The organism is Paenibacillus sp. Marseille-Q7038 (assembly GCF_965111595.1).
This window is the reverse complement of the sequence record NZ_CBCOOM010000001.1, coordinates 2,757,630-2,784,347: the sequence shown is the minus strand read 5'-3', so window position 1 is coordinate 2,784,347 and position 26,718 is coordinate 2,757,630. Positions and strand designations below refer to the sequence as shown.

General features: G+C 41.6%; 26 protein-coding genes. 23 read left to right on the top strand and 3 right to left on the bottom strand.

Annotation, left to right across the window (positions count from 1 at the left end; genetic code table 11):
* Nucleotides 1-137 precede the first annotated feature (137 nt).
* The 6 genes from ACWPWY_RS13260 to thiI all read left to right on the top strand — a co-directional run bounded on the left by ACWPWY_RS13260 (nucleotide 138) and on the right by thiI (nucleotide 4,814).
* Entirely contained in the window at nucleotides 138-641 is a 504-nt protein-coding gene (locus ACWPWY_RS13260; protein WP_191798860.1) for a YpuI family protein, read from the top strand.
* Nucleotides 642-772: 131 nt separating this feature from the next.
* Nucleotides 773-991, top strand: coding sequence for a DUF1540 domain-containing protein (locus ACWPWY_RS13255; RefSeq protein WP_454192112.1), 219 nt, complete (start codon nucleotides 773-775; stop codon nucleotides 989-991).
* A gap of 80 nt (nucleotides 992-1,071) precedes the next feature.
* Complete coding sequence (locus tag ACWPWY_RS13250) at nucleotides 1,072-1,467, top strand: hypothetical protein (RefSeq protein ID WP_454192111.1); 396 nt, start codon at nucleotides 1,072-1,074, stop codon at nucleotides 1,465-1,467.
* 144 nt (nucleotides 1,468-1,611) lie between these two features.
* On the top strand, nucleotides 1,612-2,313 hold the full coding sequence (locus tag ACWPWY_RS13245; RefSeq protein WP_454192110.1) for a lytic transglycosylase domain-containing protein: 702 nt from the start codon (nucleotides 1,612-1,614) through the stop codon (nucleotides 2,311-2,313).
* A gap of 128 nt (nucleotides 2,314-2,441) precedes the next feature.
* On the top strand, nucleotides 2,442-3,593 hold the full coding sequence (locus ACWPWY_RS13240; protein WP_454192109.1) for a cysteine desulfurase family protein: 1,152 nt from the start codon (nucleotides 2,442-2,444) through the stop codon (nucleotides 3,591-3,593).
* 3 nt (nucleotides 3,594-3,596) lie between these two features.
* Complete coding sequence (gene thiI / locus ACWPWY_RS13235; protein WP_454192108.1) at nucleotides 3,597-4,814, top strand: tRNA uracil 4-sulfurtransferase ThiI; 1,218 nt, start codon at nucleotides 3,597-3,599, stop codon at nucleotides 4,812-4,814.
* Between the two features lie 73 nt (nucleotides 4,815-4,887).
* Here the strand turns inward: thiI and ACWPWY_RS13230 are convergent, their stop codons facing one another.
* A complete protein-coding gene (locus ACWPWY_RS13230; protein ID WP_454192107.1) occupies nucleotides 4,888-5,574 on the bottom strand; it encodes a TerC family protein in 687 nt (228 codons plus the stop codon).
* A 133-nt stretch (nucleotides 5,575-5,707) separates the two neighbouring features.
* Between ACWPWY_RS13230 and ACWPWY_RS13225 the strand changes: the two genes are divergently transcribed.
* From ACWPWY_RS13225 to ACWPWY_RS13195, 7 genes are all read left to right on the top strand, one after another.
* On the top strand, nucleotides 5,708-6,367 hold the full coding sequence (locus tag ACWPWY_RS13225) for a TerC family protein (protein WP_454192106.1): 660 nt from the start codon (nucleotides 5,708-5,710) through the stop codon (nucleotides 6,365-6,367).
* A gap of 280 nt (nucleotides 6,368-6,647) precedes the next feature.
* Nucleotides 6,648-7,145 (top strand): LiaF transmembrane domain-containing protein, encoded by a 498-nt coding sequence (locus tag ACWPWY_RS13220; protein WP_454192105.1) that lies wholly within the window; start codon nucleotides 6,648-6,650, stop codon nucleotides 7,143-7,145.
* 149 nt (nucleotides 7,146-7,294) lie between these two features.
* Nucleotides 7,295-9,136, top strand: coding sequence for a translational GTPase TypA (gene typA, locus ACWPWY_RS13215; protein WP_454192104.1), 1,842 nt, complete (start codon nucleotides 7,295-7,297; stop codon nucleotides 9,134-9,136).
* A gap of 59 nt (nucleotides 9,137-9,195) precedes the next feature.
* Nucleotides 9,196-9,498, top strand: a complete 303-nt coding sequence (locus tag ACWPWY_RS13210) for a YlaH-like family protein (protein WP_454192103.1) — start codon at nucleotides 9,196-9,198, stop codon at nucleotides 9,496-9,498.
* Between the two features lie 182 nt (nucleotides 9,499-9,680).
* A complete protein-coding gene (locus ACWPWY_RS13205; RefSeq protein WP_454192102.1) occupies nucleotides 9,681-10,745 on the top strand; it encodes an LCP family protein in 1,065 nt (354 codons plus the stop codon).
* 232 nt (nucleotides 10,746-10,977) lie between these two features.
* Nucleotides 10,978-12,309, top strand: coding sequence for a PhoH family protein (locus ACWPWY_RS13200; protein ID WP_191798872.1), 1,332 nt, complete (start codon nucleotides 10,978-10,980; stop codon nucleotides 12,307-12,309).
* 197 nt (nucleotides 12,310-12,506) lie between these two features.
* Nucleotides 12,507-13,775, top strand: a complete 1,269-nt coding sequence (locus ACWPWY_RS13195) for a hypothetical protein (RefSeq protein WP_454192101.1) — start codon at nucleotides 12,507-12,509, stop codon at nucleotides 13,773-13,775.
* A gap of 27 nt (nucleotides 13,776-13,802) precedes the next feature.
* Here the strand turns inward: ACWPWY_RS13195 and ACWPWY_RS13190 are convergent, their stop codons facing one another.
* Together ACWPWY_RS13190 and ACWPWY_RS13185 are read right to left on the bottom strand one after the other, a co-directional pair.
* On the bottom strand, nucleotides 13,803-14,891 hold the full coding sequence (locus ACWPWY_RS13190; protein WP_454192100.1) for a hypothetical protein: 1,089 nt from the start codon (nucleotides 14,889-14,891) through the stop codon (nucleotides 13,803-13,805).
* Between the two features lie 111 nt (nucleotides 14,892-15,002).
* Nucleotides 15,003-15,239, bottom strand: a complete 237-nt coding sequence (locus tag ACWPWY_RS13185; protein ID WP_454192099.1) for a DUF2626 family protein — start codon at nucleotides 15,237-15,239, stop codon at nucleotides 15,003-15,005.
* A 274-nt stretch (nucleotides 15,240-15,513) separates the two neighbouring features.
* Here ACWPWY_RS13185 and ACWPWY_RS13180 point away from each other — a divergent pair, with 274 nt between their 5' ends.
* The 10 genes from ACWPWY_RS13180 to ACWPWY_RS13135 all read left to right on the top strand — a co-directional run bounded on the left by ACWPWY_RS13180 (nucleotide 15,514) and on the right by ACWPWY_RS13135 (nucleotide 26,566).
* Complete coding sequence (locus ACWPWY_RS13180) at nucleotides 15,514-16,161, top strand: RsfA family transcriptional regulator (protein ID WP_454192098.1); 648 nt, start codon at nucleotides 15,514-15,516, stop codon at nucleotides 16,159-16,161.
* Between the two features lie 124 nt (nucleotides 16,162-16,285).
* Nucleotides 16,286-17,236, top strand: a complete 951-nt coding sequence (locus ACWPWY_RS13175) for a ketopantoate reductase family protein (RefSeq protein ID WP_454192097.1) — start codon at nucleotides 16,286-16,288, stop codon at nucleotides 17,234-17,236.
* A 3-nt stretch (nucleotides 17,237-17,239) separates the two neighbouring features.
* Nucleotides 17,240-17,626, top strand: coding sequence for a DUF3397 domain-containing protein (locus tag ACWPWY_RS13170; RefSeq protein WP_454192096.1), 387 nt, complete (start codon nucleotides 17,240-17,242; stop codon nucleotides 17,624-17,626).
* A gap of 148 nt (nucleotides 17,627-17,774) precedes the next feature.
* Nucleotides 17,775-19,442 (top strand): peptide ABC transporter substrate-binding protein, encoded by a 1,668-nt coding sequence (locus tag ACWPWY_RS13165; RefSeq protein ID WP_454192095.1) that lies wholly within the window; start codon nucleotides 17,775-17,777, stop codon nucleotides 19,440-19,442.
* A gap of 186 nt (nucleotides 19,443-19,628) precedes the next feature.
* Nucleotides 19,629-20,561, top strand: a complete 933-nt coding sequence (locus ACWPWY_RS13160) for an ABC transporter permease (RefSeq protein ID WP_454192094.1) — start codon at nucleotides 19,629-19,631, stop codon at nucleotides 20,559-20,561.
* A gap of 3 nt (nucleotides 20,562-20,564) precedes the next feature.
* On the top strand, nucleotides 20,565-21,515 hold the full coding sequence (locus tag ACWPWY_RS13155) for an ABC transporter permease (RefSeq protein WP_454192093.1): 951 nt from the start codon (nucleotides 20,565-20,567) through the stop codon (nucleotides 21,513-21,515).
* A gap of 12 nt (nucleotides 21,516-21,527) precedes the next feature.
* Entirely contained in the window at nucleotides 21,528-22,523 is a 996-nt protein-coding gene (locus ACWPWY_RS13150; RefSeq protein ID WP_454192092.1) for an ABC transporter ATP-binding protein, read from the top strand.
* On the top strand, nucleotides 22,520-23,458 hold the full coding sequence (locus ACWPWY_RS13145; protein WP_454192091.1) for an ABC transporter ATP-binding protein: 939 nt from the start codon (nucleotides 22,520-22,522) through the stop codon (nucleotides 23,456-23,458). Before ACWPWY_RS13150 ends, ACWPWY_RS13145 begins: the two co-directional genes overlap by 4 nt.
* A gap of 193 nt (nucleotides 23,459-23,651) precedes the next feature.
* Nucleotides 23,652-25,286, top strand: coding sequence for a bacillithiol biosynthesis cysteine-adding enzyme BshC (gene bshC / locus ACWPWY_RS13140; RefSeq protein ID WP_454192090.1), 1,635 nt, complete (start codon nucleotides 23,652-23,654; stop codon nucleotides 25,284-25,286).
* Nucleotides 25,287-25,300: 14 nt separating this feature from the next.
* Nucleotides 25,301-26,566: an adenosylhomocysteinase gene (locus ACWPWY_RS13135; protein ID WP_454192089.1), complete on the top strand. Its 1,266-nt coding sequence runs from the start codon at nucleotides 25,301-25,303 to the stop codon at nucleotides 26,564-26,566.
* Nucleotides 26,567-26,718 lie beyond the last annotated feature (152 nt).

Here is a 26,718-nt window from a genome sequence, read left to right as displayed (position 1 = left end):
GTTTTATTTAAGTACCGCTTGTTATTATTTTATGATAGGATAATATCTGAGAATTACTGGTAACTGTCTGATTCAAAATGCAGATCATTGTACAAGAGGTCTATAAGGACTTATTTCTTTAAGGGGGAACTACCTTTATGTCAGCTAATGTGCAGAAGTTATGTGAATCCGCACGAGAGAAATTGAAACCTGCAATAGAAAAGTTAGAAACGTTTCTGAATGAAAATTCACTTGCTCAGCTGTCTGCTGATCAAGATGAGGAAACTGTACTATTTTACCAAGGTTTTCTTTCTGACTTACGCCATTTGCTCGTGTTTTCCGAAGTTTCTTATGAGAAACTGGGCACTGTATTACGACGTGCGAATTTTGACGTTGATTTCGCAGAAAAAGCTCTATACCATTTGTACCATCAAAGTGTGAACAGTTTCTTTTATCCAAGAAATGAGTGCTATTCTGAAGATGGACGTTATGCTTATACAGGACAAGATGCAATTCGTTTCCGTCTAAAACCGGTTCGCTCAGCACGTGACATTATTATGGAAATAACAAAAACTTATGAAGAGCTTAGAGATGATCTCAATTATTATGAAAGTGATTATCTGACACAACGAAGAATGCAAAATCAGCGCAATCACGCCTAGTGTTTACGTAAAATCTTATAGATACAATGAAGCCGCCGTGTGCGGCTTTTTTATTTTTTCATAATAAAGAAGAAAAAGAGGCTGTGCATAACCACTTTAGAAAGGGGAACGATAGTAATGAGGTGATAACAATGAGTGATAAACCAATTGTAAGATGCAGCGTATCTAACTGTTCCTATTGGGGTGAAGAAAATTTTTGCAAAGCAGATTTAATTATGATCAATATTGATGCTTATGCAACAAAGCACCTGAAAGAAGAGTATGCAGGTGAAACCTTTGACTCCGAGCATAAAGATGTAGCTACTACTTCTTCTGCGACTTGTTGCCATACTTTTAAACCTAAACATTAATCATTGGATCAGCGCATTACACTTTATTTGAAAAGTACCTTTACCCTGGAAAGCTTTATTGGTTCGGAGGTGCCTGCATTATGACGGATTCCAAAAAATACGATGTAAAGCCAGTTAGAGAACGAGTTGACTATCCACGCAAAGATCATCAGCACGGGCCTGGACAGCAAGAAGAATATGCGGCTGAATTAACCTCTCCACTTTCCGGTCAGAAAAGATATGACAAACCGGCAGAAAGTAAAGAAGAGGGGACCGTGACAGAAAACCTCACCTCCTATCGGATCGGATACCTTGGACTTGCCGTATCTTTTATCTCTTTATTTGTATGGTCTTTTGTGCTTGGTACAATCGGAATCGTCCTTGGTTACTATGCCTTTAAAGAGGGAAGACGAACGGTCGGAGGATGGGCGGTAGGCATCGGGATCGCCGCGCTTCTTAGTTACTCCTTTCTTGTCATATTCACTTACTATCGGTAGAAAATGTATTGGCAGGCATCTCTGTATTTCAGGGTTGCCTGTTTTTGTAATTCAAGATTCGTACAGTAAAAACAGGTCTTGGCACTTCTAGTTCGTAGCGTGTACAATAGAGCATGGACAAAACAAATGGGAGGCCATTTATACATGCATATTGATCCGGTGAGGAATACCCTATGGTATGACTTATCTTCACCTTCTCAGTCGTCGAATTCAGGTTCAAATGACAGCAATCATACGGCATCTTTTGAACAAGTATTGGGACAAGTAGGGCAGACTCCAGAGCAGTCCAGTTCAAGAACGATTTCGAATCGTGAAGATGGACTTTTATGGATGCACCTTGGAAATGGAACAGTTACAGAAGAGCCGAGTAATGTAAGTGCTGCTTCGGGAACTTCTTCCGATGCTGTATCCGCAGCCCGTGAAGGGATTTCCACAGATTACGATGCATTAATTAAGCAGGCAAGTCAAAAATACGGCGTATCTGAGTCTTTGATCAAAGCGGTTATTGATACGGAATCTTCCTTTAATCCAAATGTGGTATCTAGTGCTGGGGCGAAAGGGCTTATGCAGCTTATGGATGGTACAGCGGCAGGATTAGGGGTTACGAATGCTTTTGATCCGGCCCAAAGTATAGATGCGGGCACACGATATTTATCTTATCAGCTTCAGCGTTTTAACGGTGAGGAGAAGCTGGCTCTTGCAGCTTATAATGCAGGTCCAGGCAGAGTCGGCCGCTTAGGTGTTGACACCGACGAGGAACTGATGACGGTAATGAACCGTTTACCGCTTGAAACGCAGCGCTATATTACTAAAATAGAACAGGCCCAGGCGAAATACACTGTCTGATTATTTTATAACTGTATAGATCTGCGAAGAAGATCAGATGAGAAGGTCATGGGAACAGACCTTTCTTTCATTGGTCTTTTTGCTTTTTAAATACGAAGAAAGACCTTGTGTCTAAGGAGGTGATACCATTGCTTTATTTTGATTATGCAGCATCCACTCCGCCATATCCTGATGTGATCACGACCGTCAGTGAAGTGATGAATCGACATTATGCGAATGCTTCCTCTATTCATGGATATGGAGAAAACGCTGAAAAATTGCTCAACAAATCACGTGAAGTCTGCGCGAAAACACTGGGTGTGAAAGCATCTGAAATTATTTTTACCTCGGGAGCTACAGAAAGTAATAATATGGCGATAAAAGGGGTTGCCTTGCGTTATCATTCCCGCGGAAAACATATGATAACAACGAAAACAGAGCATGCATCTGTATATGAGAGTTTTCGGTTTTTGGAGCGAATGGGGTATGATATCACTTATCTACCGGTGGATTCCAAAGGCCGGGTGAATGAGGAAGATGTACTTAATGCAATAAGAAAAGATACCATCTTAGTAAGCATAATGCATGTTAATAACGAAACGGGTGCCATTCATCCCGTTGCAGAGATTGGGCGCAAACTTAAGAAACGACATCCAAAGGTTATTTTTCATGTAGATGGAGTTCAGGCTTTTGGCAAAATGAAGGTAGATCTTGTACACTCCGGGATTGATTTATATAGTATATCTGCCCATAAAATACGTGGACCAAAAGGTGCGGGACTTCTCTATGTTAGAGCAGGTCTTGAACTTGCTCCGCTGATGTCAGGTGGTTCACAGGAAGGGGGAGTTCGGGCCGGAACCGAGAATATTCCGCTGATCGCTGGTATGACGAAAGCCATTCGTTTAGCAGAAGAAAATAGATCCGATCTTTCCGCTCGCCTGATCCCGCTCAGAAATCGTTTGATGGAGGAAATTCGTCGTTATCCCGAATGGGAACTGAACAGCTTTCCTGAAGGTGCACCCCATATTGTGCATTTTTCTTATCCGGGCATGAAAGCAGAGGTAATACTGCATACACTTGAGCAGCTAGGTGTGGTTGTTTCAACTCAGTCAGCTTGTTCCTCTAAATATACAGAACCGAGCAGAGTACTGCTGGCGATGGGAAAATCAGAAGAAGCTGCGCGTTCGGGAATCCGCATTAGTCTCGGAGATGTTCATAATGATGAACATATGGATCAATTAATACACGCACTACGTGAAATGAAGAAAAGACTGGCTAATTTTGAAGGGTGGAACCGCTAAACCATGAAATACGACATGCTACTACTTCGTTTTGGGGAGTTTACGTTAAAAGGTAAAAACCGCAGACGATTCGAAAAATCAATGAAAAGTCATGTGGAATCTAAGCTTACTGCATACCCGGGAGCAACCATTGTAGAAGAATATGGGCGTATGTACGTCGGGCTTGGTGGACATGACTATCTGGCTGTAATAGAGGATTTACGAAAGATTTTTGGACTTGTTTCGATCAGTCCTGTCAAGGTAACAGCCTCAGAACTGGATGAAATCGTAGAAACTTCCCTTGAATTCATGGAGGAGATGCGCCCTGCCCAGGGCACTACATTTAAAGTGAATGCCAGACGCGTCTGGAAAGGGTTTGAACACTCCTCTCATGAAATGAATCATCTGGTAGGGTCACCTTTACTGCGTAGGTTCCAAGAACTTAAGGTAGATGTGAGAAAACCGGATATCGAACTAAAAATTGAAATCAGAGATACAGGAACGTACCTCTTTTTTGAATCTTTCCCTGCTGTAGGAGGTTTTCCTAGAGGGACGAATGGCAAAGCAATGATGTTGTTATCAGGAGGAATTGATTCGCCTGTAGCAGCTTGGTCTTCTATGAAAAGAGGATTGGAACTCGAACTTGTTCATTTTTTCAGTTTTCCTTTTACTAGCCAAAAAGCTAAGGACAAAGTCATTGACCTTGCTAGAGTGCTGGCTGGATATTCAGGTGAAATCAAACTGCATCTCGTTCCTTTTACAGAGGTGCAAACTTCGTTTACCCAATTGGGGCAAGACAATCTGATCATTACCTTAATGCGGCGTTCCATGCTCCGGATCGCAACGATGCTGGCAGAACGTGAAGGAGCCTTGGCTATTGTTAGCGGGGATAGTCTAGGTCAGGTAGCGAGTCAGACACTTGGCAGTATGAATGTCATCGGAAGAGCAACGGAACTGCCTCTTTTGCGGCCGCTTGTTATGATGGACAAGGTAGAGATTGTAAAAATAGCAGAGGAAATTGGCACCTATGAATTATCCATTTTGCCATATGAGGACTGCTGTACTTTATTTGTTCCTAAATCTCCTGCAACTAATCCAAATCTTCGGATTGTAGAGAAGTTAGAAGCATCTATTGATAATTTGTCTGAATTATTAGAACAAGCCGTAGCTAATACGGAAACGATCACGCTTGGAGACGGCAAGGAGCCCGAATCCAGCGCGATTGATGAGGATTGGTTGTAATTATTATAGTAAAAGAGCTGTCTCTAACATCGCTTGATGTATTGAGACAGCTCTTTTTTTATTGTTATGGATCCTATGAATAAGAATGTTGCTGACCGTGCTTCGCATTTTTTTGTTTACGATAGCCTGCGAACAGTACACCTGCAATGATAAACACAATAAATAGAATACGTACTACAGGATGTGCAGTAAAGAAGGGTTCAAGCATTCTCTCTTCTGTAATCATGTTGGAAGCGGTATAACCGAGGACCCCAGCACCCAGGAAAATAATCCACGGAAAGCGGTTGATGAGCTTAATAAACAGCGTACTTCCCCAAACAATAATCGGCACACTAATTAACAATCCAAGCACAACGAGAAGTAAATGTTGTTCTGCTGCACCTGCCACAGCGATGACATTATCGATACCCATAGCTGCGTCGGCAATAACGATCGTTTTTACTGCTGTCCATAAAGAAACGCCTGCTTTTACTTCCGTATGCTCGTCCCCTTGATCAGCGAGCAGCTTATAGGCGATCCAGATTAGAAGCACGCCTCCTACAAGTAACAGCCAAGGAATCTGCAACAGCCAGAGTACGACGACCGTAGCTGCAATCCGAATCAAGACAGCACCGCCGGTACCATATAAAATCGCTTTTTTTTGAGTTTCCTGAGGCAAATTTCGGGCAGCGAGTCCGATGACGATTGCATTATCGCCGGCTAATATAAGGTCGATGAATACAACCTGCAGCAAGCTGACTAAAAACTCGCTGAAATTCATGTAGGTCACTCCTTTGATTAAAACACTCTGCTTGGTATAAATCGGAATTCATTATATTCCTCTGCCTGAACATCGTCAAGCATAGGCTTGGCAATGTGAACATACATCTAATGTATGGGGGTGTTCGTAACGTATGAACGAGTTATGGTTGCTGGCACAAATACTTATGATCAATCTTGTGCTTAGCGGAGATAATGCAGTTGTGATTGCACTAGCAAGTCGCAATCTGCCGGAACCTAGAAGAAGACAAGCTGTATGGTGGGGCGCATTTGGGGCTGTCTTATTAAGGTGTATCCTAACCTTTGTTGCTGTGCTTATTCTCGAAATTCCGTACATTCAAGCAGCAGGTGGACTGATGCTTCTTTATATCGCATTCAAGCTGCTACTCGAAGATACAGGAGAGGTGAATGTCCGTGAGTCCTCCACACTATGGAGTGCCATTCAAACGATTCTTGTTGCAGATTTTGTGATGAGTCTTGACAATGTTTTAGCGATCGCGGCAATCGCAGATGGAGACCTTGCTCTGATCGTCATAGGAATTGCAATAAGTATACCTATCGTCGTATGGGGGAGCGGAATTATCGTAACTTTATTGCAGAAATATCCGATTCTCGTATTTGCAGGTTCTGCAATCTTAGCGTATACGGCAGGAGAGATGCTGCTCCGCGATCCTAAACTAGGCATCTGGCTGCAGGATTACCTGTCTGGATATCAGGGACTGATCCCTGTCATCGCGGCTGTATGTATTATGGTTAGCGGTATTTTCCGTAAATTAACACACTATCGTGTATAGTAATCCTTCTTGTATAGTAATCCTTATTTTGGATATTTCATAGGAAAAGTACCGGCAGAAATGCCGGTTTTTGTTTGCTTTGGATGTGCGAAGAACATAGAGAAACCTGCTTTCATCTTAAAAGAATGGAATTAGCTGACAGAGTAGTTTTTTGTAAAAACATAGGATAAACTATACATAGATCGGATGCTCAGTCCTTTATATTTTTGGATTTCAGGATAACATTAAGGTAATAAGAAACAACAAATATATTAATTTTGATGGATGAGGTGAAGGGATCGTGAGAGGAAGAAATGAACGTGCTATCGGCATATTCATCGTGGTAGCCGGTCTTGTTATTTTGCTAGGTAAACTAGGTGTGTTTGGTTATATTGGCCGAAACTTTTGGCCGCTTGTTCTATTGGTACCTGGTATTTTACTGCATCTGTATTACTTTTTAAGAAAAACAAGTACGGTGGTACTGATTCCAGCTGGGGTATTTACGGTCTATGGAATTTTATTTCTTGTCTGTAATCTGACCGGATGGCATCTTCTTGCTTATCTTTGGCCGATTTTTATCTTTGGTATCGCCCTGGGGCTTTTCGAGTACGCTTTATTTGAGTACCCAAGACCGGCAACGATTTATTCCATTTCGATTATAGCGCTGGCGGTTTCGATCGTCCTTTTATTTATAACGCTTCTTACGACCAGCTTCATCTATCTATTTGCAGCCCTTTTAATCTTCGCAGGCATCTGGCTCATTTTTGGCAGACCTAGACCAAATCGCAGATTTCGATAATAATAGACTTGATTTTTGGTGGAATTAGTCTATAATATAAGGGATATAAGTGGATATAAGCGCGCTCGGACAATCCGGTGCTTCTTTTTTGAGCATTCCGTTTTTATTTACAAATAGAATTGATTTTGGAAAGGATATGGATACAAACCATGCATGTAAGAAAAGACATTCGCAATATTGCGATTATTGCCCACGTTGACCACGGGAAAACGACTCTAGTCGACAAATTGCTTCAACAATCAGGAACATACCGTGATCACGAGGCTGTACAAGAACGCGCGATGGACTCTAACGATCTAGAACGCGAACGCGGAATTACTATCCTAGCTAAAAATACGGCAATCAACTATAAAGATTTCCTCATCAACATTGTGGATACTCCAGGACACGCCGACTTTGGCGGCGAAGTAGAACGGATTATGAAAATGGTTGATGGTGTACTTCTCGTTGTTGATGCTTACGAGGGATGTATGCCACAGACGAAGTTTGTACTTCGTAAAGCGCTTGAGCACAACCTAACTCCGATCGTAGTTGTTAATAAGATTGACCGTCCGGCTGCACGTCCAGCTGAAGTTATTGATGAAGTACTTGATCTGTTTATCGAACTAGGTGCTAGTGACGAACAGCTTGACTTCCCAGTGGTATATGCTTCCGCTTTGAATGGTACATCCAGTCTTGACCCAGAAAAACAAGACGATAACATGATGAGCCTGTACGAAACAATCGTAGACCACATCCCGCATCCAACCGAAAGTGTAGAAGAACCTCTTCAATTCCTCGTTACTTTGATGGACTACAATGAATACCTTGGTCGTATCGCTATCGGACGTGTAAACCGTGGTGTAATCAAACAAGGACAACCTGTTACGGTAATGCTTCGTGATGGTGGTATGAAGTCCGCTCGTATTGAGAAATTGTTTGGTTTCCAAGGATTGAAACGTATAGAAGTAGCCGAAGCTGGCGCAGGCGACATCGTTGCTATTGCTGGTATTAAAGATATCAACATCGGTGAAACCATTGCTGATCCGACTAACCCTGAAGCTTTGCCGGTTCTGAAAATTGACGAGCCTACACTTCAAATGACGTTCCTCGTAAATACAAGTCCTTTTGCTGGCCGTGAAGGTAAATGGGTTACTTCCCGTAGACTTCGTGATCGTCTCTTCAAAGAGCTTGAAACAGACGTGAGTCTTCGCGTTGAAGAAACAGACAGCCCGGATGCCTATATCGTTTCAGGTCGTGGTGAACTTCACCTTAGTATCTTGATCGAGAACATGCGTCGTGAAGGATATGAACTTGCGGTATCCAAACCTGAAGTTATCATTAAAGAAATCGATGGTAAGAAAATGGAGCCGATCGAGCGTCTTCTGATTGATATTCCTGAAGACAGCATGGGAGCTGTTATGGAAAGCCTTGGATCACGTAAAGCAGAAATGGTGAACATGGTGAACTCCGGAAACGGTCAAGTTCGTCTTGAATTCCTGATTCCAGCACGTGGACTCATTGGTTACCGTACGAACTTCCTGACCCTTACTCGCGGTTATGGTGTAATGAATAATGCATTTGACAGCTATGGTCCACTCGTGGGCGGTCAAGTTGGTGGTCGTCACCAAGGCGTACTCGTATCCAGTGAGAACGGAGTATCTACTTTCTACGGTATGATTGGAGTAGAGGATCGCGGATCATTATTCCTTGAGCCAGGAACTGAAGTATACGAAGGTATGATCGTTGGCGAGCACAACCGTGACAACGATATCGTCGTTAACATTTGTAAGGAAAAACAATTGACTAACGTTCGTTCTGCATCTAAAGACGATACCGTTAAAATGAAGACTCCAGTTATGTTCTCTCTTGAGCAAGCTCTTGAATACTTGAACGATGATGAATATTGTGAGATCACTCCAAAATCTGTTCGTCTTCGTAAAAAAATTCTTAATAAGAGTGAGCGCGAACGTGCAGAGAAACATCGTAAGACGGCACAAGCTAATTCTTAATCGTCTTCAGTTAAGATAAGGAAAAGAGAGCATGAACCTAAGGAAGGAGTTGACTCGCCATGCAAGCATGGTTAGCGTCACACCCGATCATAAGTTATGTGGTGATCTTTGTACTGATCACGTATGTCTACAATAAGGTATTTCGTCCACAGCAAAAATTGTCGTTACCAAAAGAGATATTATTGTACATCTTTATGGCCATAGGTGCTTTCATGCTTCTTATTTTCCAAATTGATAAACTGCCAATTATACAATGCTTACTTGTTGCTGTGGGACTGATGCTACTTGTCCGAATTCGCTATTTCGTCGAAGGACGTCAGAAGAAAAAGGCGCAAGCATCTGGACAAACAGGTAAGATGTAAGTTGGAAGAGTTATAGGGTGCATACCCAAAACTATTTCATAAATGTAACTGGAGAAGACCGCTCTTTGAGCGGTCTTCTCCTTATTTAAGGGTAAATATTTCTATGGATTTGATATAAACCGATAAAAAGCGGTAATATAAGTAGAAGTCGAATGATAGAAACAGGTAAAGGTGTTGAGAGAATGAGTATGGGTTCTAATGGACTTCCTCCAAGAAATCAAGGAGATAAGAAGCCGCCTTCTAACGTGAAACAAGACCAACCTCAAAAGAAGAAAAGGAAAAGCCCTTTTCGGAGATTAATAAAATTGATTATGATCCTTGTAATTCTCGGTGTGGTGGCAGGCGGTGGCTATTTATATATGATTTATAATAATGTATTAAATACGGGAACGGATTCACCCGTTCTTGCTGAGGATTCAGCCAAGGTAAAACCGCTAACGATGTTGATTCTAGGTACAGACTATCGTGAAAAGACGAATACGCATCTTACCGACGTGGTTATGGTAGCTTCGATGAATCCAGCAACAGATTCTGCTACGCTTGTATCTTTACCGAGGGATACACTGATTCAGCTTGATGGTTATTCACAGCGCAAGCTTAACGCCTATTATCCGAGATTCAAGGCTGCAGAAAAAGAATCAGGAATAACCGCAGAAGAAGAAATGCGTGTGATGCTCAGTAAATACTTAGATCTAGATATTGATTATGTGACGGTTCTGAACTTTCAGGCCTTCTCAGATGCAATCGATGCACTTGGCGGTGTTGACGTAAATGCATCGCAGAATATGTGCTACAAGGATAATGCCGATGGCACAGACATTAATATCAAAAAAGGCCCGCAGCATCTGGATGGAGATGAAGCACTTGATTATGTTCGTTATCGTAAATCAAATTGCGATCCCGAGACACCAGCTTCGGATGACTTCTCTCGTAATCAGCGTCAAAGTGAAGTATTACAATCGATGATGGATCAGATGAAATCACTTGGTGGTGTAGTGAAAATTGGAAAAGTAGTCGGAGCAGTAAGTAAGAACATCACAACTACTGTAGAAAGTGACCAAGTGAAAAATTTCATTTCGGCGTACTGGGATATGTCGAAGGATAACTTAAATTTTGTACCGGTGACAGGAACTTGGAATAGCCCTTATGTGTATATTAATCAAGATGAATTAACGAAAGCCAAAGAAGCACTCGCACAGGAACTTGCAGGCGACCACGTCTCTGTAAAACCCACTTCTAGTGAATAGAAGGGTAGCGAGGGTCCAGAAACCCAGTGAATCCAATTCACTGGGTTTTTATTTTAGCTATATTTAATGCTTTTCATAAATAAAATGGTTTATCTCAGGATATTTTCAGGAAATTAAACAATTATTTGGTCCTTAACGAATACATTTAAATATGGGATGCAAGATTGTCCTTACCGCTGCTACAAAGCTTGCCTAACTGTGCTTAAAAGACGCCGCCTTGGAGGGGATACCAATGAAAAAAATTTTTGTATTGGATACGAATGTGCTGCTTCATGACCCGGGCGCCATTTATGCTTTTGATGAGCATGAGGTCGTCATTCCAGCAGTTGTCTTAGAGGAAATTGACTCGAAGAAACGAAATGCGGACGAGATTGGACGCAATGCAAGATATGTATCGCGTTTATTAGACGGTTTAAGGGAGCTGGGGCATCTACACAGCGGAGTACCATTGCCAGACGGCGGCAGATTAAAGGTGGAACTTAATCATCGCAGTTTTGTACGAGTGCAGGAAATGTTCGGGGAAGTAACGAATGATAATCGTATTTTGGCTGTCGCATTGAACTATCACCTCGAAGAGCAAGAAAAGGAGGAAGCGGATCAGGTTGTTTTAGTAAGTAAAGATGTGCTTGTCCGAATCAAAGCGGATGTGCTTGGTTTATATACGCAAGACTATTTATCAGATCGTACGGCAGATCCTAGTGAATTATATCCTGGTTATTCTACAATTAAAGTTCATCCCTCCGTTATTGATGAATTTTATACGTATCGTTTTCTTCCTATTAAGCCTTTACAGTTGCCTTATGCTCTTTACCCGCATGAATTTGTTATTCTTAAGGATGAGATGGGTACGGGGAAATCGGCTTTACTAAAAGTGAATCAAGAGGGAACGAAGATGGAGCCGCTGTATTTAAGTAATGATCCCGTATGGGGAATCGTAGCGAGAAATGCACAACAACGGATGGCTCTCGAACTTTTATTAAATGATGAGATCCCGCTTGTTACTATTACAGGAAAGGCTGGAACAGGAAAAACATTGCTCGCTTTAGCAGCAGGACTGCTTAGAGTTGAAGATGATCATAAATATAAAAAACTGCTAATTGCAAGACCGGTCGTACCCATGGGAAAAGATATAGGTTATCTACCCGGAGAGAAGGATGAGAAGCTTCGTCCTTGGATGCAGCCTATCTATGATAATCTTGAATTTTTATTTGATACGAAAAAATCAGGCGATATTGATAAAATTTTGATGGGGCTTGGCAGTATTCAAGTAGAGGCCTTAACTTATATTCGAGGAAGGTCGATACCAGGGCAATTTATTATTATCGATGAAGCTCAGAATTTGTCCAGACATGAAGTGAAAACCATTGTTTCACGAGTAGGAGAGGGGAGTAAGATTATTCTCATGGGAGATCCGGAACAGATCGACCATCCTTATCTGGACTCATCAAGTAATGGGCTCACTTATATTGTGGAACGTTTCCGTCAGGAAGGGATTAGCGGACATATCATGCTTGAAAAAGGAGAACGATCCAAGCTTGCGCAGTTAGCAGCTGATTTATTATAGGAGAATAAGGTCCATTTATTTCCCGGGAAAAGGACCTATGATTTCAAAAACGGAGAACCGGCATAAGAACCGGTTCTTTTTGTACGAAAAAACAAGGGAAAAGAACAAAAATATAAAGGAAGTAGGACAACAGGCCTACCAATTTGTTACAATAGTTGGTAAATGGAAGCTTTAGTTATGCGGGAGGAGCAAGAGCCTTGAAACGGAGAAATCATTGGATTCTGTTTGTTGTATTGTTATTGTCGCTAACTATACTTTCACCGAGTCTAGATCTCGTCCAAGATCAAAAAAAAGAAGAGAGAGACGATGTGACAGACATATTCTCGGTTCCTGCTCCGGAGACTACGCATAAAAATAAACCTCTATCTGTTCTGGTATCGATGGAAGAGGAAGAATACAAAATTTTTCAGAGGTTTGCTATGAATATAGCTAAAGAGATAGACATGGAAATTAATATCACAAATATAGAATTGGCTGATTTTTATTCCACGTTTAAGGAAACGTTCATAATGGGGGAAAGCCCAGATACTTTACTTATTGATAATCGGTATATAAAATGGTACGCCAAAAAAGGATATGCTCGTCCGATGACGGGCGGGGATGGAAATATAGCTGCTGGTGATTCTTTTGATTCTGTACTTCGAGCAGGAGAGTGGAATGGATACCTGTGGTCTATTCCTATGGATATAGATCCCTATGTGTATACCGAGTATCGGAACGAAGAAACAAGTAAGGAGCCGCTGCAATCGACTAGCACACGGGATGAGTGGATATCTCGTCTTACGGAGTGGGGAGAAAGGCTGAATAAGCCTTTTTATTTCAATGGGGAAGATCCCATGGCCTATGCTTCTTGGCTTACCTTCCTGGGAGTTTATTCAGAAGTCTCACACGTGTTTCGGTTAAATGAAGGACAAGAAGAGGATCGGATACAGAAGATTCGAGCTATACAAACTCTGTTCTCTTATATAAAAACAGAGCGGTACAATCTCTCATCCGTTAGAGCGGACTTTCAAGCAGGAATCATTACTCTATCAGAACTCATTCCTGTTCATAGAGAAGAACTTTCTTCCTACATTAATAATGATGTGAAGTCTCAGTCACTTGCTGTAAAAGGACGTAGTTTTATTCTCTCTCCTAAATCAACGCAAAAAGAAGCAACAGTAGAGTTTCTTACGAAACTCACATCGCCAAAGTCAGCAAAAACCTGGTTTACTCTCTCAGGAAAGCTTCCGGTATATTCCACTCTGTATGCCGATCCTGATCTGTCTGACATAACAAATGCGATTCCGCTGCAAGCTTTAGAAGAAAGTATGGACGAATCGTTACTTCAGGATGAAGATCATGTATTATCAGATCCTGAAAAGTCTTGGGCAGCAGCGAAAACAATTCAACAATTTGTGCATGGGCAGCTTTCTTTTGAAGAATACAAACTACATCTCAATCGATTAATGTCAGATTCAAGATAGAAGTTTTGAGTGGTTAATAGTCAGATACTAATTGAGTGACAGTTCCATTGTTACTTCAAGTGTTTGTTCTCTGGTTGATACGCCGGTCGCCTTAATGAAGGACATTAATTTCTGAGGATAAAATCCAAGGTCGAATTCTTGCTCAAGCATCGTACGTGTCGTATCAGGGAGTTCGAACTGGTTAAAGATGAGCTTATCCACATGAAAGAGAATGCCGTTCTCTGGTTCGTCAATTACGGAGTAGTGACCGTAAACCGCGAGTTCAAGGTCGTCACGTTTTCCAGATGCAATAATGTAATCATCACTAAACTCAAACGAAAAATCTTGAAAAATCTCATTCTCTGATCTTAAAAAATCATTTAACTGTGCTTCGGTAATTGAAATCGTATAAGTGCCGCCATTCATAGAGAGAATACCTGGTTCTTTCTGTGCGTAGGAGGGGAGATTTTCCATCGCCACAGCTAGTGCATTAAAATATTGATGTACTTCATGTACTCCGACGTTATTCCAATAAGAAGTCAGCTCTACAATCAACTTCTCCATCAGATCTCTTTGATCACTTGAGGAGAGTCCTTTTTGCACTTCTTTCTCCAGGGCCATCACTCGTTCTCTTTGATAGATCAGATTTTGTTTTAACTGCTCAAGTTCAGAGGCACTTTGATCCAGTTCGGCTGCGGTAGCTATTAATTCATTGTATCTTTGATGATAAGCACGTAGTGTTTCTTGATCACCCAATATAATCATTTCGTAATAACCGGCTACGATCTGAAGTGAACGGAAGGAATCCGAATTCAAGAGAATACGGAGGAACTGATCACGCTCACCCATATAATAGGATCTAACAATAGAACCTGCTCGTTCTTCGTGACCGACCATTTCTTCTTTATGTTGTTTGAGTTCTTTTTTTAACGTTCGCTGTTTTTGCTTGAGTTCTTCTTGCTTATCTTCGGTGCGTTTAATTTCATGATCAATCTCGACGATCGAGAGACTGTTCTGGAGTATATTTAGGTTATCTTTTTCTATAGAAAGTTCTGCGTGGACATAAGAGGCAGAGTTCGCCATAAGAAGAAAGCAAGTGGTAAACAAAATGATTTTAGCGTGTAACCGGTGTCGCAATCTATTCTCCTCCTAACGAAAGCTTGTACCTTGTTAAGACATAATATGAAAAAGATCATAAATAAAGAACGGTTTGGCTGTAACAGCCAAACCGTTCTTTATTTATGATCTCTATAGCGGATTGCCCATTTCAAATACAGTCCAATAGCTGAAACCGGAAAAACTAATAATCATGTAAGCCCAGAATAACAGGATGTACGTTCTCTCGGTGAATTTCAAATAGCCAAGTACAACAAAAAATACGGTTTGAAAGAAGAAAAGAAAGGCCATTTCTAGCATATTTGCGGCAAAAGCCATAAGTCCAATCGTTAGAGTGAAAAAACCAAGCACACGAAACATGCGCGCCACGATAGCAACCCCTTTCGAATAATACGATCAAATGTATACTAAGTAACATTATAGCCTTTAAGGAAAAACCTGTAAATAAAAATTGGATTTGAAAGCGAAATCTTTTTGTGTATGACAATGCTCTAAATTGGAAATACATTTTAATATGAAATAGATTCTATGAACTCTATGAAGGGCATAAGAATGAGTAAAGCTGCTTTTATAACCGGCTTACACCGCAGTTCTTTTGCTGGGTGAGGTTGTGATAATGGATGCAAGTTAGGAGGTTTATAGCATGACTGCTGTGAGACAAGATGCTTGGAGCGCTGAGGATGATTTGATTCTAGCTGATGTGACGCTTCGCCATATTCGTGAAGGGAGTACTCAGCTGGCTGCTTTTGAAGAAGTAGGGGATAAGATTGGAAGGACTTCTGCTGCTTGTGGTTTTCGCTGGAATAGTTTCGTACGTAAAAAATATGATGAAGCTATCGGAATCGCAAAGGCTCAGCGTCAAAAAAGAAGTTATTCAAAAAGACAATCTTCAGTACAACCGCAGGTTGCAGCCCTTTCTGTAACAGATACGGAAGAAATGGTATACCGTTCAGAAGCATTTTCAGAAGAAACGTTATCTATTGATGCCGTAATCCGATTCCTGAGGCAATGGAAAGGTATGGTTCACGAAAATGCTAGACATATGAAACTCTTGGAGAAAGAACTTCGTGAAAAAGAAGAAGAGTTAAATGATTTGAAGTTTGAGAATGAACGATTGTTTAAACAAGTAAATGAGGTACAGACCGACTACCGTGTAGTGAACGATGATTACAAGGCGCTCATTCAGATTATGGATCGGGCAAGAAGACTCGCATTTCTCTCGGAAGAAGAGGAAGAAGTGAAATCTCGGTTCAAAATGGATGCGAACGGCAATCTCGAACGTATTGATTAATACTCGGATTAAACCTCTATCTAAGACCCGTATTATCGCTATTATGCGGTAGACGGGTTTTTGTCATCTTATCCTTTCTGTTATCATATTAGATAAATTATTTGTAATGGGAGTGGGATTTGTTTTGATCATTGATGTCATTGGTGCTGGGGCACTTGGATTGTTATATGGAGGCCGGCTTGCAGCTTCGGGTGAGTTGATACGTTTATGGGTGCGAACAGAGGAACAAGCGAATGAACTAGGGATGAATGGAATACACATGACGGACCCGGAGGGGCATGCATCTAAAGTGCAAGTCTCTAATCTACAGATCTATGTTATCAACCGATTTAAAGAGATATGGGAGGGGCAGCCGGGAAATCTAATGATGATCATGACAAAGCAAGGAGCGATCAATGATGTGATTGAGATGCTGACGAGCGTTGATGTTGATATACCCATTTACTGTTTTCAAAATGGGACGGGGCATACTCGCAAAATTGCTTCTGCCTTGCCTAAAGCCTATGTATTTGCAGCGGTAACTACAGAAGGGGCGAAAAGAACAAGCAAGTATGAAGTGATTCGAGCTGGTTATGGGGAAACACTCCTGGAGTCTTGCGAAGAATATCAAACGAAAGCAGTTAATGTAATGATGTATTTTATTGAAGCGTTGTCGAAAGCAGGATTTACTACGAAATCGTCGAATGAAATCGATAAGCTAGTTTACCGAAAACTGATGATCAACGCGATTATCAATCCGCTTACTTCGATTTGGAGAATTACCAATGGTGAGTTATTACATAGTTCCTATCGAATGCAGGCGATGAAACAGTTATATATAGAAGCAACACTTGTGTATGATGCGCTGTCTATTCCTTATGAAGCGGACTTATGGGAACAAGTGATTCAAGTGTGCCGTTCAACTGCAAGTAATCGGTCTTCGATGTGTACGGATGTTGTGAATGGTAAAGTAACAGAGATCGATGCAATTAACGGTAGTATTATCGATATGGCGAAGGAGGCAGGAGTAGCTACTCCTGGACATGAGCTTGTATATAAAATAGTTCAAGGAATGTTAATAGAGGAGGAAGTGTAAAATTTGAATACAATCGAATCTTTCCTGAGCGTGCTAAGCATGCTCCCTTTTTTTCCGTTTCTCATCGTGTATTTCCTCGTTCTTTATTACAAGAAGCAAAAGAAAGTGGCTCTTCTTACCGCAATGGACGTAACTACGGTCTTTCTTATTGCTGCGGTTGCTGCTCTATTTAATAATGCATTTGACACAGGATTTGGATTCTATTTGATTGTAATCTTGTTACTTATTGCTTTGGGTCTGATCGGAAGTGCCCAAACTAGATTAAAAGGAAAGATCGATTATAAGCGTATGTTTAGGGTCGTTTGGCGCATGGCTTTTGTCTTGATGGGGTTCAGTTACATAGTACTTATGGCCTTTGGATTATTCAGTTACATAATAGCTTTGATGTAAGGTAATATGACGCGAATTGTGTGCGTTCTGTGTCGAAAACGTCGAAATTTGAAAAAATATGTAGAAGAAGAAAAAGTTATATAGATTTTTTTGACCGCTGGTTGTATAATCTATAAACATATACCATATTTTTAGGGGGAAATGCTAGATGAAGAGGAAAAGTATGCTAGTCCTTTTGACGCTTGTTCTTGCATTTGGTACCGTACTTGCAGCGTGCGGTTCAGACAATAGCAATGATAGCAGTCAAGGTGATGGTTCTTCCACACCAACAGAACAGGTTTTGAGAATTAACTTGAGCGCTGAACCACCAACTTTTGACCCTGCTCAAGCGCAAGACAGCCAGACGAACACCGTTTTGAAAACGTTGTATGAAGGCCTTGTTCGTATGGATTCTGAAGGCAAAGAAATTCCAGGTGTAGCTGAAAGTTGGGAAATTTCTGAAGATGGACTGATTTATGAGTTCAAACTTCGTGAAGATGCTAAATGGAGCAATGGCGACGCGGTAACAGCAAATGATTTTGTGTTTGCTTGGAAACGCGTACTTGATCCTTCAACAGCACCAGCACCTCCTTATTCCTATCAACTTTACTACATTAGCGGTGCAGAGGAATACAATGCTGGCGAAATCAAAGATTTCTCCCAAGTCGGTGTTAAAGCTGTGGACGAGCATACTTTGAAAGTTACTCTTAAAAATCCGACTCCTTATTTCCTGGGTCTGACTTCATTCTATACTTACTATCCGGTTCACCAATCGGTAGAAGATAATGAGAAGTGGGCAACTAACAAAGATTCGATGATTACGAACGGTGCATTCACGCTTACCCAGTGGATAACAGGACAAAAAATTGAGGTAACGAAGAATGAACAATATTGGGATAAAGATAATATCAAACTTTCAAAAATCGATATGTCTTTGACGCCTAGCGGTGCAACTGAACTTTCCTCTTATAGAAGCGGAGAACTTGACTATGCTGGACTTCCTAACGGCGAAATCCCTACTGACCAAATCCCAGGCGTAAGTAAAGAATTACCGGAAGAATTCCATTCTACTGGTATTGCAAGTACTTACTATTATATGTTTAATACAACGGCTGAGCCGTTCCAAAATGCAAAAATCCGTAAAGCATTTGCCATGGCGCTTACTCGCCAATCCATTGTTGATAATGTAACACTTGGCGGACAAATTCCTGCTTACGGTTTTGTACCACCAGGTATCAAAGGTGAATCAGCACAATTCCGTGAGGAAGTAAAAGATGCAGGATACTTCCAAGAGAATGCAGATGAAGCGAAGAAATTGCTAGAAGAAGGTATGAAAGAAGAGGGATATACTACTCTTCCTAAAGTTACTTTGATCTATAACTCAAGTGAAGCTCACCAAAAATTGGCTGTAGCTGCAGCGAATATGTGGAAAACAGTTCTTGGTGTTGAAGTAGCTACACAAAACCAAGAGTGGGGCGTATTCCTTGAGACTCGTAACAACCTTAACTATCAAATCTCGCGTGCTGGTTGGTCTGCTGACTATAATGATCCAATGACTTTCATGGATATTTGGACAACAGGCAACGGTAATAATGATTCTGGTTATGCGAATCCTGAATATGATGCTTTGATTCAGAAAGCGGCAGAGGAAAAAGATCTAGCTAAACGTAATGAGTACTTCGCACAAGCTGAGAAAATCTTGATTCAAGATGATATGGTTATTGCACCGTTGTACTATTATACGAATGTGTCATTGACTAAACCTAATCTTAAAGGTGTGAGCCTTGACTTTAGCGGAGCGATTGATTTCTCCAGAGCTTATCTTGAGAATAAGTAATCATGTAACAGTATAGTTATTTCGGGATATATAGGTGGGTGACCCTTATATATCCCGATTTTTTATTTGCTCAAACAATTTCCAATATCAAGTAACATTCGCAAGTAACTAGAATAGAATCACTATTCTTGTCCTAATATACTAGAAAATTACAGCAGTTATTCTATGCGGGAGGTGTTCAAGGTCATGGTAAGATACGTGATCAATAGGCTTGTCTTTATGCTGATATCATTATTTATCCTCATCTCCGCAACGTTTTTCTTAATGAAGGCGATTCCGGGTAACCCATTCATGGGGGAAAAAAGTGTATCACCTGAGATTCAAGCTAGACTGATGGAGCAATATGGGCTTGATAAGCCGATTTTTCAACAATATACAAAGTATCTTGGTGATATTGTCACAGGTGACTTTGGTATTTCAATGAAAAGACTTAATCAGGATGTAGGCGAGATTATCGGCCAGACATTCGGTGTTTCTCTTAAACTCGGAGCCGTTGCGATCGTAGTGGCTGTCATTGTTGGTGTTTTGCTAGGAATGATTGCAGCTATGAATCATCGTAAAATTATTGATAATGTAGCGATGGTATTAGCTGTTCTGGGTATAGCGGTACCGAGTTTCGTACTTGCATCCCTCCTGCAATTTTATCTGGCTCAAGAATTAGGCTTATTCAGAGTAATGGGGCTTAATGGTCCACTTGACTACGTTCTTCCGGTAGCTGCACTGTCTGCTCAGCCGATTGCTTTTATCGCAAGGTTGACGCGGTCGAGCATGCTGGAAGTGCTTCATGCGGATTATGTGAAAACGGCGAAAGCAAAAGGTCTTAACAGTATTACGATTATGTTTAGACATATTATTCGTAACGCGATCCTTCCGGTCGTGACTTATGTTGGTCCGATGACGGCAAACATTATTACAGGATCCGTTGTCATTGAACGTGTATTTGGTATCGGCGGTATCGGTAAGGTATTCGTTGAAAGTATCACAACTCGTGACTATACGATGATTATGGGAATTACTATTTTCTACGGACTCATCTTGATGGTGGCTCGCTTTATTACAGACATCGCTTATGTCATCATTGATCCGCGTATCAAATTATCCAACGGGAAGGAGGGCTAGGTAATGTCTGCAAATCAATCTCATATCGATCCAAACAACTTGCAGCTTACACCCGAAGATTTTAGAAAAATCGGGGTAGACGAGAAGCAGGCAGAAGTCATCCAAAGACAAAGTGTTTCTGCCATGCGAGATGCTTGGGAACGCCTTCTGAAGAACAAGCTTGCCATGGGCAGCCTAGTCGTCCTTATTACCATTATTATTATGGCTATCTTAGCTCCGATGTTATCGGGGTATGAATACGATACACAAGATCTTATGAAAACCAACCAACCACCATCTTCTGAATTTTGGTTTGGTACGGATGATCTCGGACGTGATATGTGGGTTCGGACGTGGTCTGGTGCGAGAATTTCGCTGCTTATCGGTTTTGCAGCCGCTTTTATTGACCTTGTGATCGGTGTAATCTACGGCGGCATCATGGGATTCTATGGCGGACGTGTCGGCGAACTTATGAACAAATTCTCTGAGATCTTATATTCGATTCCTTACTTGCTAGTAACCATTCTCCTGCTTGTTGTATTTGAACCAAGTATAGGTACGATTATATTAGCTCTATGTATCACCGGTTGGATTAATATGTCCTGGATTGTACGCGGTGAGATTATGCAGCTGAAGAATCGGGAGTTCGTTCTGGCTTCAAAATCGATGGGTGCGAATTCATCTAGACTTATTTTTAAACACTTATTGCCAAACGCAGTAGGCCCTATTATTGTCACGTTAACCTTGTCTGTACCAAGTGCAATTTTTAGTGAAGCGTTCCTAAGCTTCTTGGGTCTTGGTGTTCAAGCTCCCCGGGCTTCTCTTGGTTCTATGATTGAGAATGCACTGACAGGATGGATGTACTATCCTTGGCGGATGTTGTTCCCAGCAGGTCTTATCAGCTTAATTATGCTTGCGTTCAACTTGTTTGGTGATGGTCTTCGTGATGCACTTGATCCAAAACTGAAAAAATAGGAGGTGGATGTAATGGATTCGTTGTTACAGGTTAAAGATCTTAACGTTTCTTTTAAAGTGAGAGACGGAGAGGTGAAAGCCGTTCGCGGTATGAACTTCGAGATCGGCAAAGGGGAGACAGTTGCGATCGTAGGTGAATCAGGTAGTGGTAAAAGTGTAACAGCTCAAACCATTATGCGTTTGATTCCGTCTCCACCGTCTATCATTAATAAAGGTGAAATTATCTTTCAAGGGCAAAACTTGCTCAAGAAGACAAATAGACAAATGGAAGCAATCCGCGGTAAAGATATCGGAATGATCTTCCAAGATCCAATGACTTCTCTGAATCCAACGATTAAAATTGGACATCAGATTACTGAAGTTCTAATTAAGCACCAAAAAATGACTAAAGACAAAGCGAAAAAAGAAGCCATCGCGATGCTAAAGATGGTGGGAATCAAGAATGCGGCAGCTAGATTTAATCAGTATCCGCATGAATTCTCTGGCGGTATGCGTCAACGTGCGATGATTGCCATCGCCCTTGCATGTAAACCTGCTCTTCTTATTGCGGATGAACCGACCACAGCTCTTGATGTAACGATTCAAGCCCAAATTATGGATGTAATGAAAGATATGCAGGATAAGCTGGGCACATCTATCATTTTGATTACGCATGACCTTGGCGTTGTAGCCGGAATTGCGGACCGCGTTATCGTTATGTATGCAGGTGAAGTGGTAGAAACGGGAACCAAATATGAAATCTTTAAAAATCCGCAACATCCATATACAAGAGGACTCATGCGCTCCATGCCTCGTTTGGATCAGAAAAAGGATGAGCCGCTCATTCCGATCGTGGGTACTCCGCCGGATTTGATCAAACCGCCGGTTGGCTGCCCGTTTGCAGCTCGCTGTGATAGTGCAATGAGCATCTGTCAAAAAGTGGACCCAGCGGCTACTGTATTCAGTGATACGCACTCGGCTCGTTGCTGGGAACATCATCCTATGGCGAAGGAGGTACATTCCTCATGAGTAACAACTTGATTGAAGTAGAAGGTCTGAAGAAGTATTTTAATGTAGGAAATAATCGCACGCTTAAAGCGGTAGATAACCTGAACTTTTACATTCGTGAAGGGGAGACTCTGGGCATGGTAGGAGAGTCTGGCTGTGGTAAATCAACAGCTGGTCGTACCATTCTTCGTTTGTATGAGCCAACGGCAGGAAGCGTAAAATTTAACGGAACGGATATTTATAAATTACCTCCAAATAAAATGAAAGCAATGCGCCGAGATATGCAGATGATTTTCCAAGATCCCTATGCATCACTCAATCCGCGCTTTACCGTTGCTGACATTGTTGGAGAAGCGCTTGATATTCACAATATGGCAGGCAGCCGCAAGGAACGTAAGAAACGGATTGAGGAATTGCTGGATCTGGTTGGTCTGAACGCAGATCATGCCAACCGTTATCCTCATGAATTCTCGGGTGGTCAGCGTCAGCGGATCGGTATCGCTCGTGCACTGGCTGTAAATCCAAAGTTCATTATTTGTGATGAGCCCATCTCTGCACTGGATGTATCCATTCAGGCCCAGGTGGTTAACTTACTAAAAGAACTTCAGGATCGTCTTGGTCTGACTTATCTCTTCATTGCCCATGACCTTTCTATGGTTAAACATATCAGTGACCGGGTTGCTGTTATGTATATGGGGAAAATGGTAGAACTGGCGGAGAGCGATGAGCTTTATGCAAATCCAATTCATCCCTATACCAAAATGTTGTTATCTGCAATTCCGATTCCGGACCCAGATATTGAAGCGAACAAAAAGCGTATTATCATGCCTGAAGATGATGCGGGTCCAATTAGTAACGGTAAAGAGGGCGAAGGTGCAAAAAGTGCTTACAACCTCGATAACGCTAAACTTATTGAAGTATCAAAAGGTCATTTTGTAGCTGAACCATACGCTTAATTTATGTTCAGAAGAAGCCATCGATGAAATCATCGGCGGCTTCTTTCGTTTGGAGTGGAAAAGCTGAATGTTCAGCCCTTTACCAAGGAATACTCCATGTATAGTTGAAGTATACTTCTGATTATTACTTTGACGGAAACTTAAGCATTCGGTACAATCGAGTAAGGCTTTAAATGAATAGGAGGTTGACCTCATGAATGTAATTCCTGAGGCGCTTCGTAGTGGATCACCACTCGCGGAACATTATTTACGTTACGATGAGGCCATACATCATTTGTACGAATATGATTTTCGTGATGCGGGAAGCTACGCAGCGCGTGCTGAATGGCTGGATCGAACCGAAGATACACGGGTGGATCGCCAAGATATCGTACGCTTTTTGCGTTCATATAATAGAAGACTAAATTCACATCCCGCAGTAATGGAATCTATCGAGCGTTTGGCACAGCCAAATGCGCTTGTTATTTCCGGTGGGCAACAAAGCGGACTCTTCACTGGATCATTACTTGTTATTTATAAGGCGGCAACGATCATTAAGGCTGCGGAGGAAGCAGAGAAGAAGTTAAATCGTCCTGTCATTCCTGTTTTCTGGATCGCTGGTGAAGATCATGACTGGGATGAAGTCGATCATACTTACATGATGACTGCTGATCTGAGTATCGCTAAAGTAAGAATGCCGGGTCGCTATGATGGAAGAGCATCTGTCAGTGAAGTCAGCGTAGATCGGGAGAACTGGCTCCAGGCAATACATAAGCTGGAAGAACTGCTTCCTGATACGGAGTATAAGCCGGGACTCATTTCTGATATCAAGGCAGCGATCCAGGATGATAACCTTAGTCTAAGTGATGTATTTGCTAAAATGATGGGTCAATTGTTCGGTTCATACGGTCTTGTTATGCTGGATTCGGCAGATCCGGAGCTGCGCAAACTTGAAATTCCTGTTTTTGAACGAATGATTGAAGATAACGATTCGTTGGAACGATGTTATCATGAGTCTGCAGGGCATGTAGTAACCAGCGGATTTGGTATGCAGGCTGAGGTAACTGCAGACTGTGCTAATTTATTTTATATCCATGAAGGCTCCAGGTTGCTGCTACATAAAGAAAACGGGAAGTTTATTGATCGCAGAGGATATGTATCTTTTACTAAAACAGAGCTCATTGATATATTACGGCAACACCCGGAGCGGTTTAGCAACAATGTTCTGACACGGCCGCTGATGCAGGATTCTTTGTTCCCTGTGTTGTCCACCGTTCTTGGTCATGCAGAGATTGCTTACTGGGCTTTGGCAAAAGAAGCGTTTCATCGTTTTGGATTAAGAATGCCGATTTTGCAGCCGAGGATGTCTTTTACGATTTTAGATCAACATATTCAAAAACTAATGGATAAATATGATTTAAGTTTTCATGATATTCAGTATGCTTTTGATGACAAAAAGGACACTTGGCTCAGCACTCTAGATGAATTTAACATGAATGAACAATTTGAATTGCTGAAGACTTCATTCCATAAACTGTACGCTCCTGTACTGGAACAACTAAATCAGATTGAGCCCGGACTTGGTCGGATTGGTGTTACCAACAGCAGTAAGATTGAAGAACAGATTTCTTATATGCAGCTGAGAACGAAACAGGCCATTGCACAGCGACATGATGCTTCAGTGAAACAATGGGATACACTAGACCTGACATTATTCCCAATGAAACGTCCGCAAGAGAGAGTCTATAACGTATACGGCTACTTAAATCGCTATGGTACACGCTGGCTTACGGATCTCATGAATATCCCAGCTGATCTTAGCGGCCATCATCATATTCTGTATATATAATTGGAGGAACCAGGATGACTACGGAAGCATTAAGAAATAGTATTGTTGCAGATATGGGGCTCGCTCCAGAAGGACATCTCAAGATTGATTGGGTAGAAGCTCACATGCCGGTTCTTAACCGGGTGCGCAAAGAGTTTGAGGCAGACTTGCCTTTTAGAGGCCTAAATATTACGATTTGTCTTCATCTTGAAGCAAAAACAGCTTATCTTGCGAAAGTCATTCAAGCGGGTGGGGCGAATGTAACCATTACAGGTAGTAACCCCTTATCCACACAAGATGATGTGTGTGCAGCCCTCGTTGAGGATGGGATCACGGTATTTGCTAAATATAATCCAGACCCTGCTGAATATAAGCAGTTGATTATTAATGCGCTTGAAACAAAACCTGATTTCATCATTGATGATGGCGGGGATCTGGTTACGATCCTTCATTCCGAGAGACCTGAACTGCTTGAAACAATTCGGGGCGGAGCAGAAGAAACGACAACCGGGATTATTAAGTTAAAAGCCCTCGAAAAAGAGGGAGTCCTGAAAATTCCGATGGTCGCGGTTAATGACGCATACTGTAAATATCTTTTCGACAACCGTTATGGCACAGGACAATCTGCATTTGATGGCATTATTCGGACAACGAATCTTGTTATAGCAGGCAGTACAGTAGTGGTCGTGGGTTATGGCTGGTGCGGTAAAGGTGTGGCTATGCGTGCAAAAGGGCTCGGCGCGAATGTGATTGTAACCGAAGTAGACCCGATTAAGGCAGTTGAGGCTCACATGGATGGATTCCAAGTGATGCCGATGGTCGAAGCAGCAAAACTCGGAAACTTCTTCATTACCGTTACGGGTAACAAGGATGTCATCACAGGTGAACATTATGATGTGATGAAAGATGGGGCAGTTTTGGCTAATGCGGGTCATTTTGATGTTGAAGTGAACAAACCTGAACTTGCTAAACGTGCTGTTTCCATCCGTACGGTGCGTAAAAACATTGAAGAATACCGTTTTGCAGATGGCAGAAAAATGTATCTTCTTGCTGAAGGACGTTTGGTTAACCTGGCAGCAGCAGATGGGCATCCGGCAGAAATTATGGATACTACATTTGCACTACAAGCGCTCGGACTTCGTTATGTAAGAGAAAATCATGAAACGCTTGATCGTTCTGTCATTAAAGTTCCTTATGAGATCGACGAAAAAGTGGCTAGGTATAAACTAGATAGTCTAGGTATTGCCCTTGATACACTGACAGAGAAACAAAAAAAATATCTCGATAGCTGGAATGCATAAAGTTTATTTTTGAGTAAAGAAAAGTGATGTGGAAGCCTGAATAAGGTGGAACACATCACTTTTTTTGTGCGTCAAGGTAGTCTCTTTACAGCTTTTCCAAAAAGTTTCATAGCAAGCTAGAAGGGTTTTGATTTTTACAGGCGAATCTATTA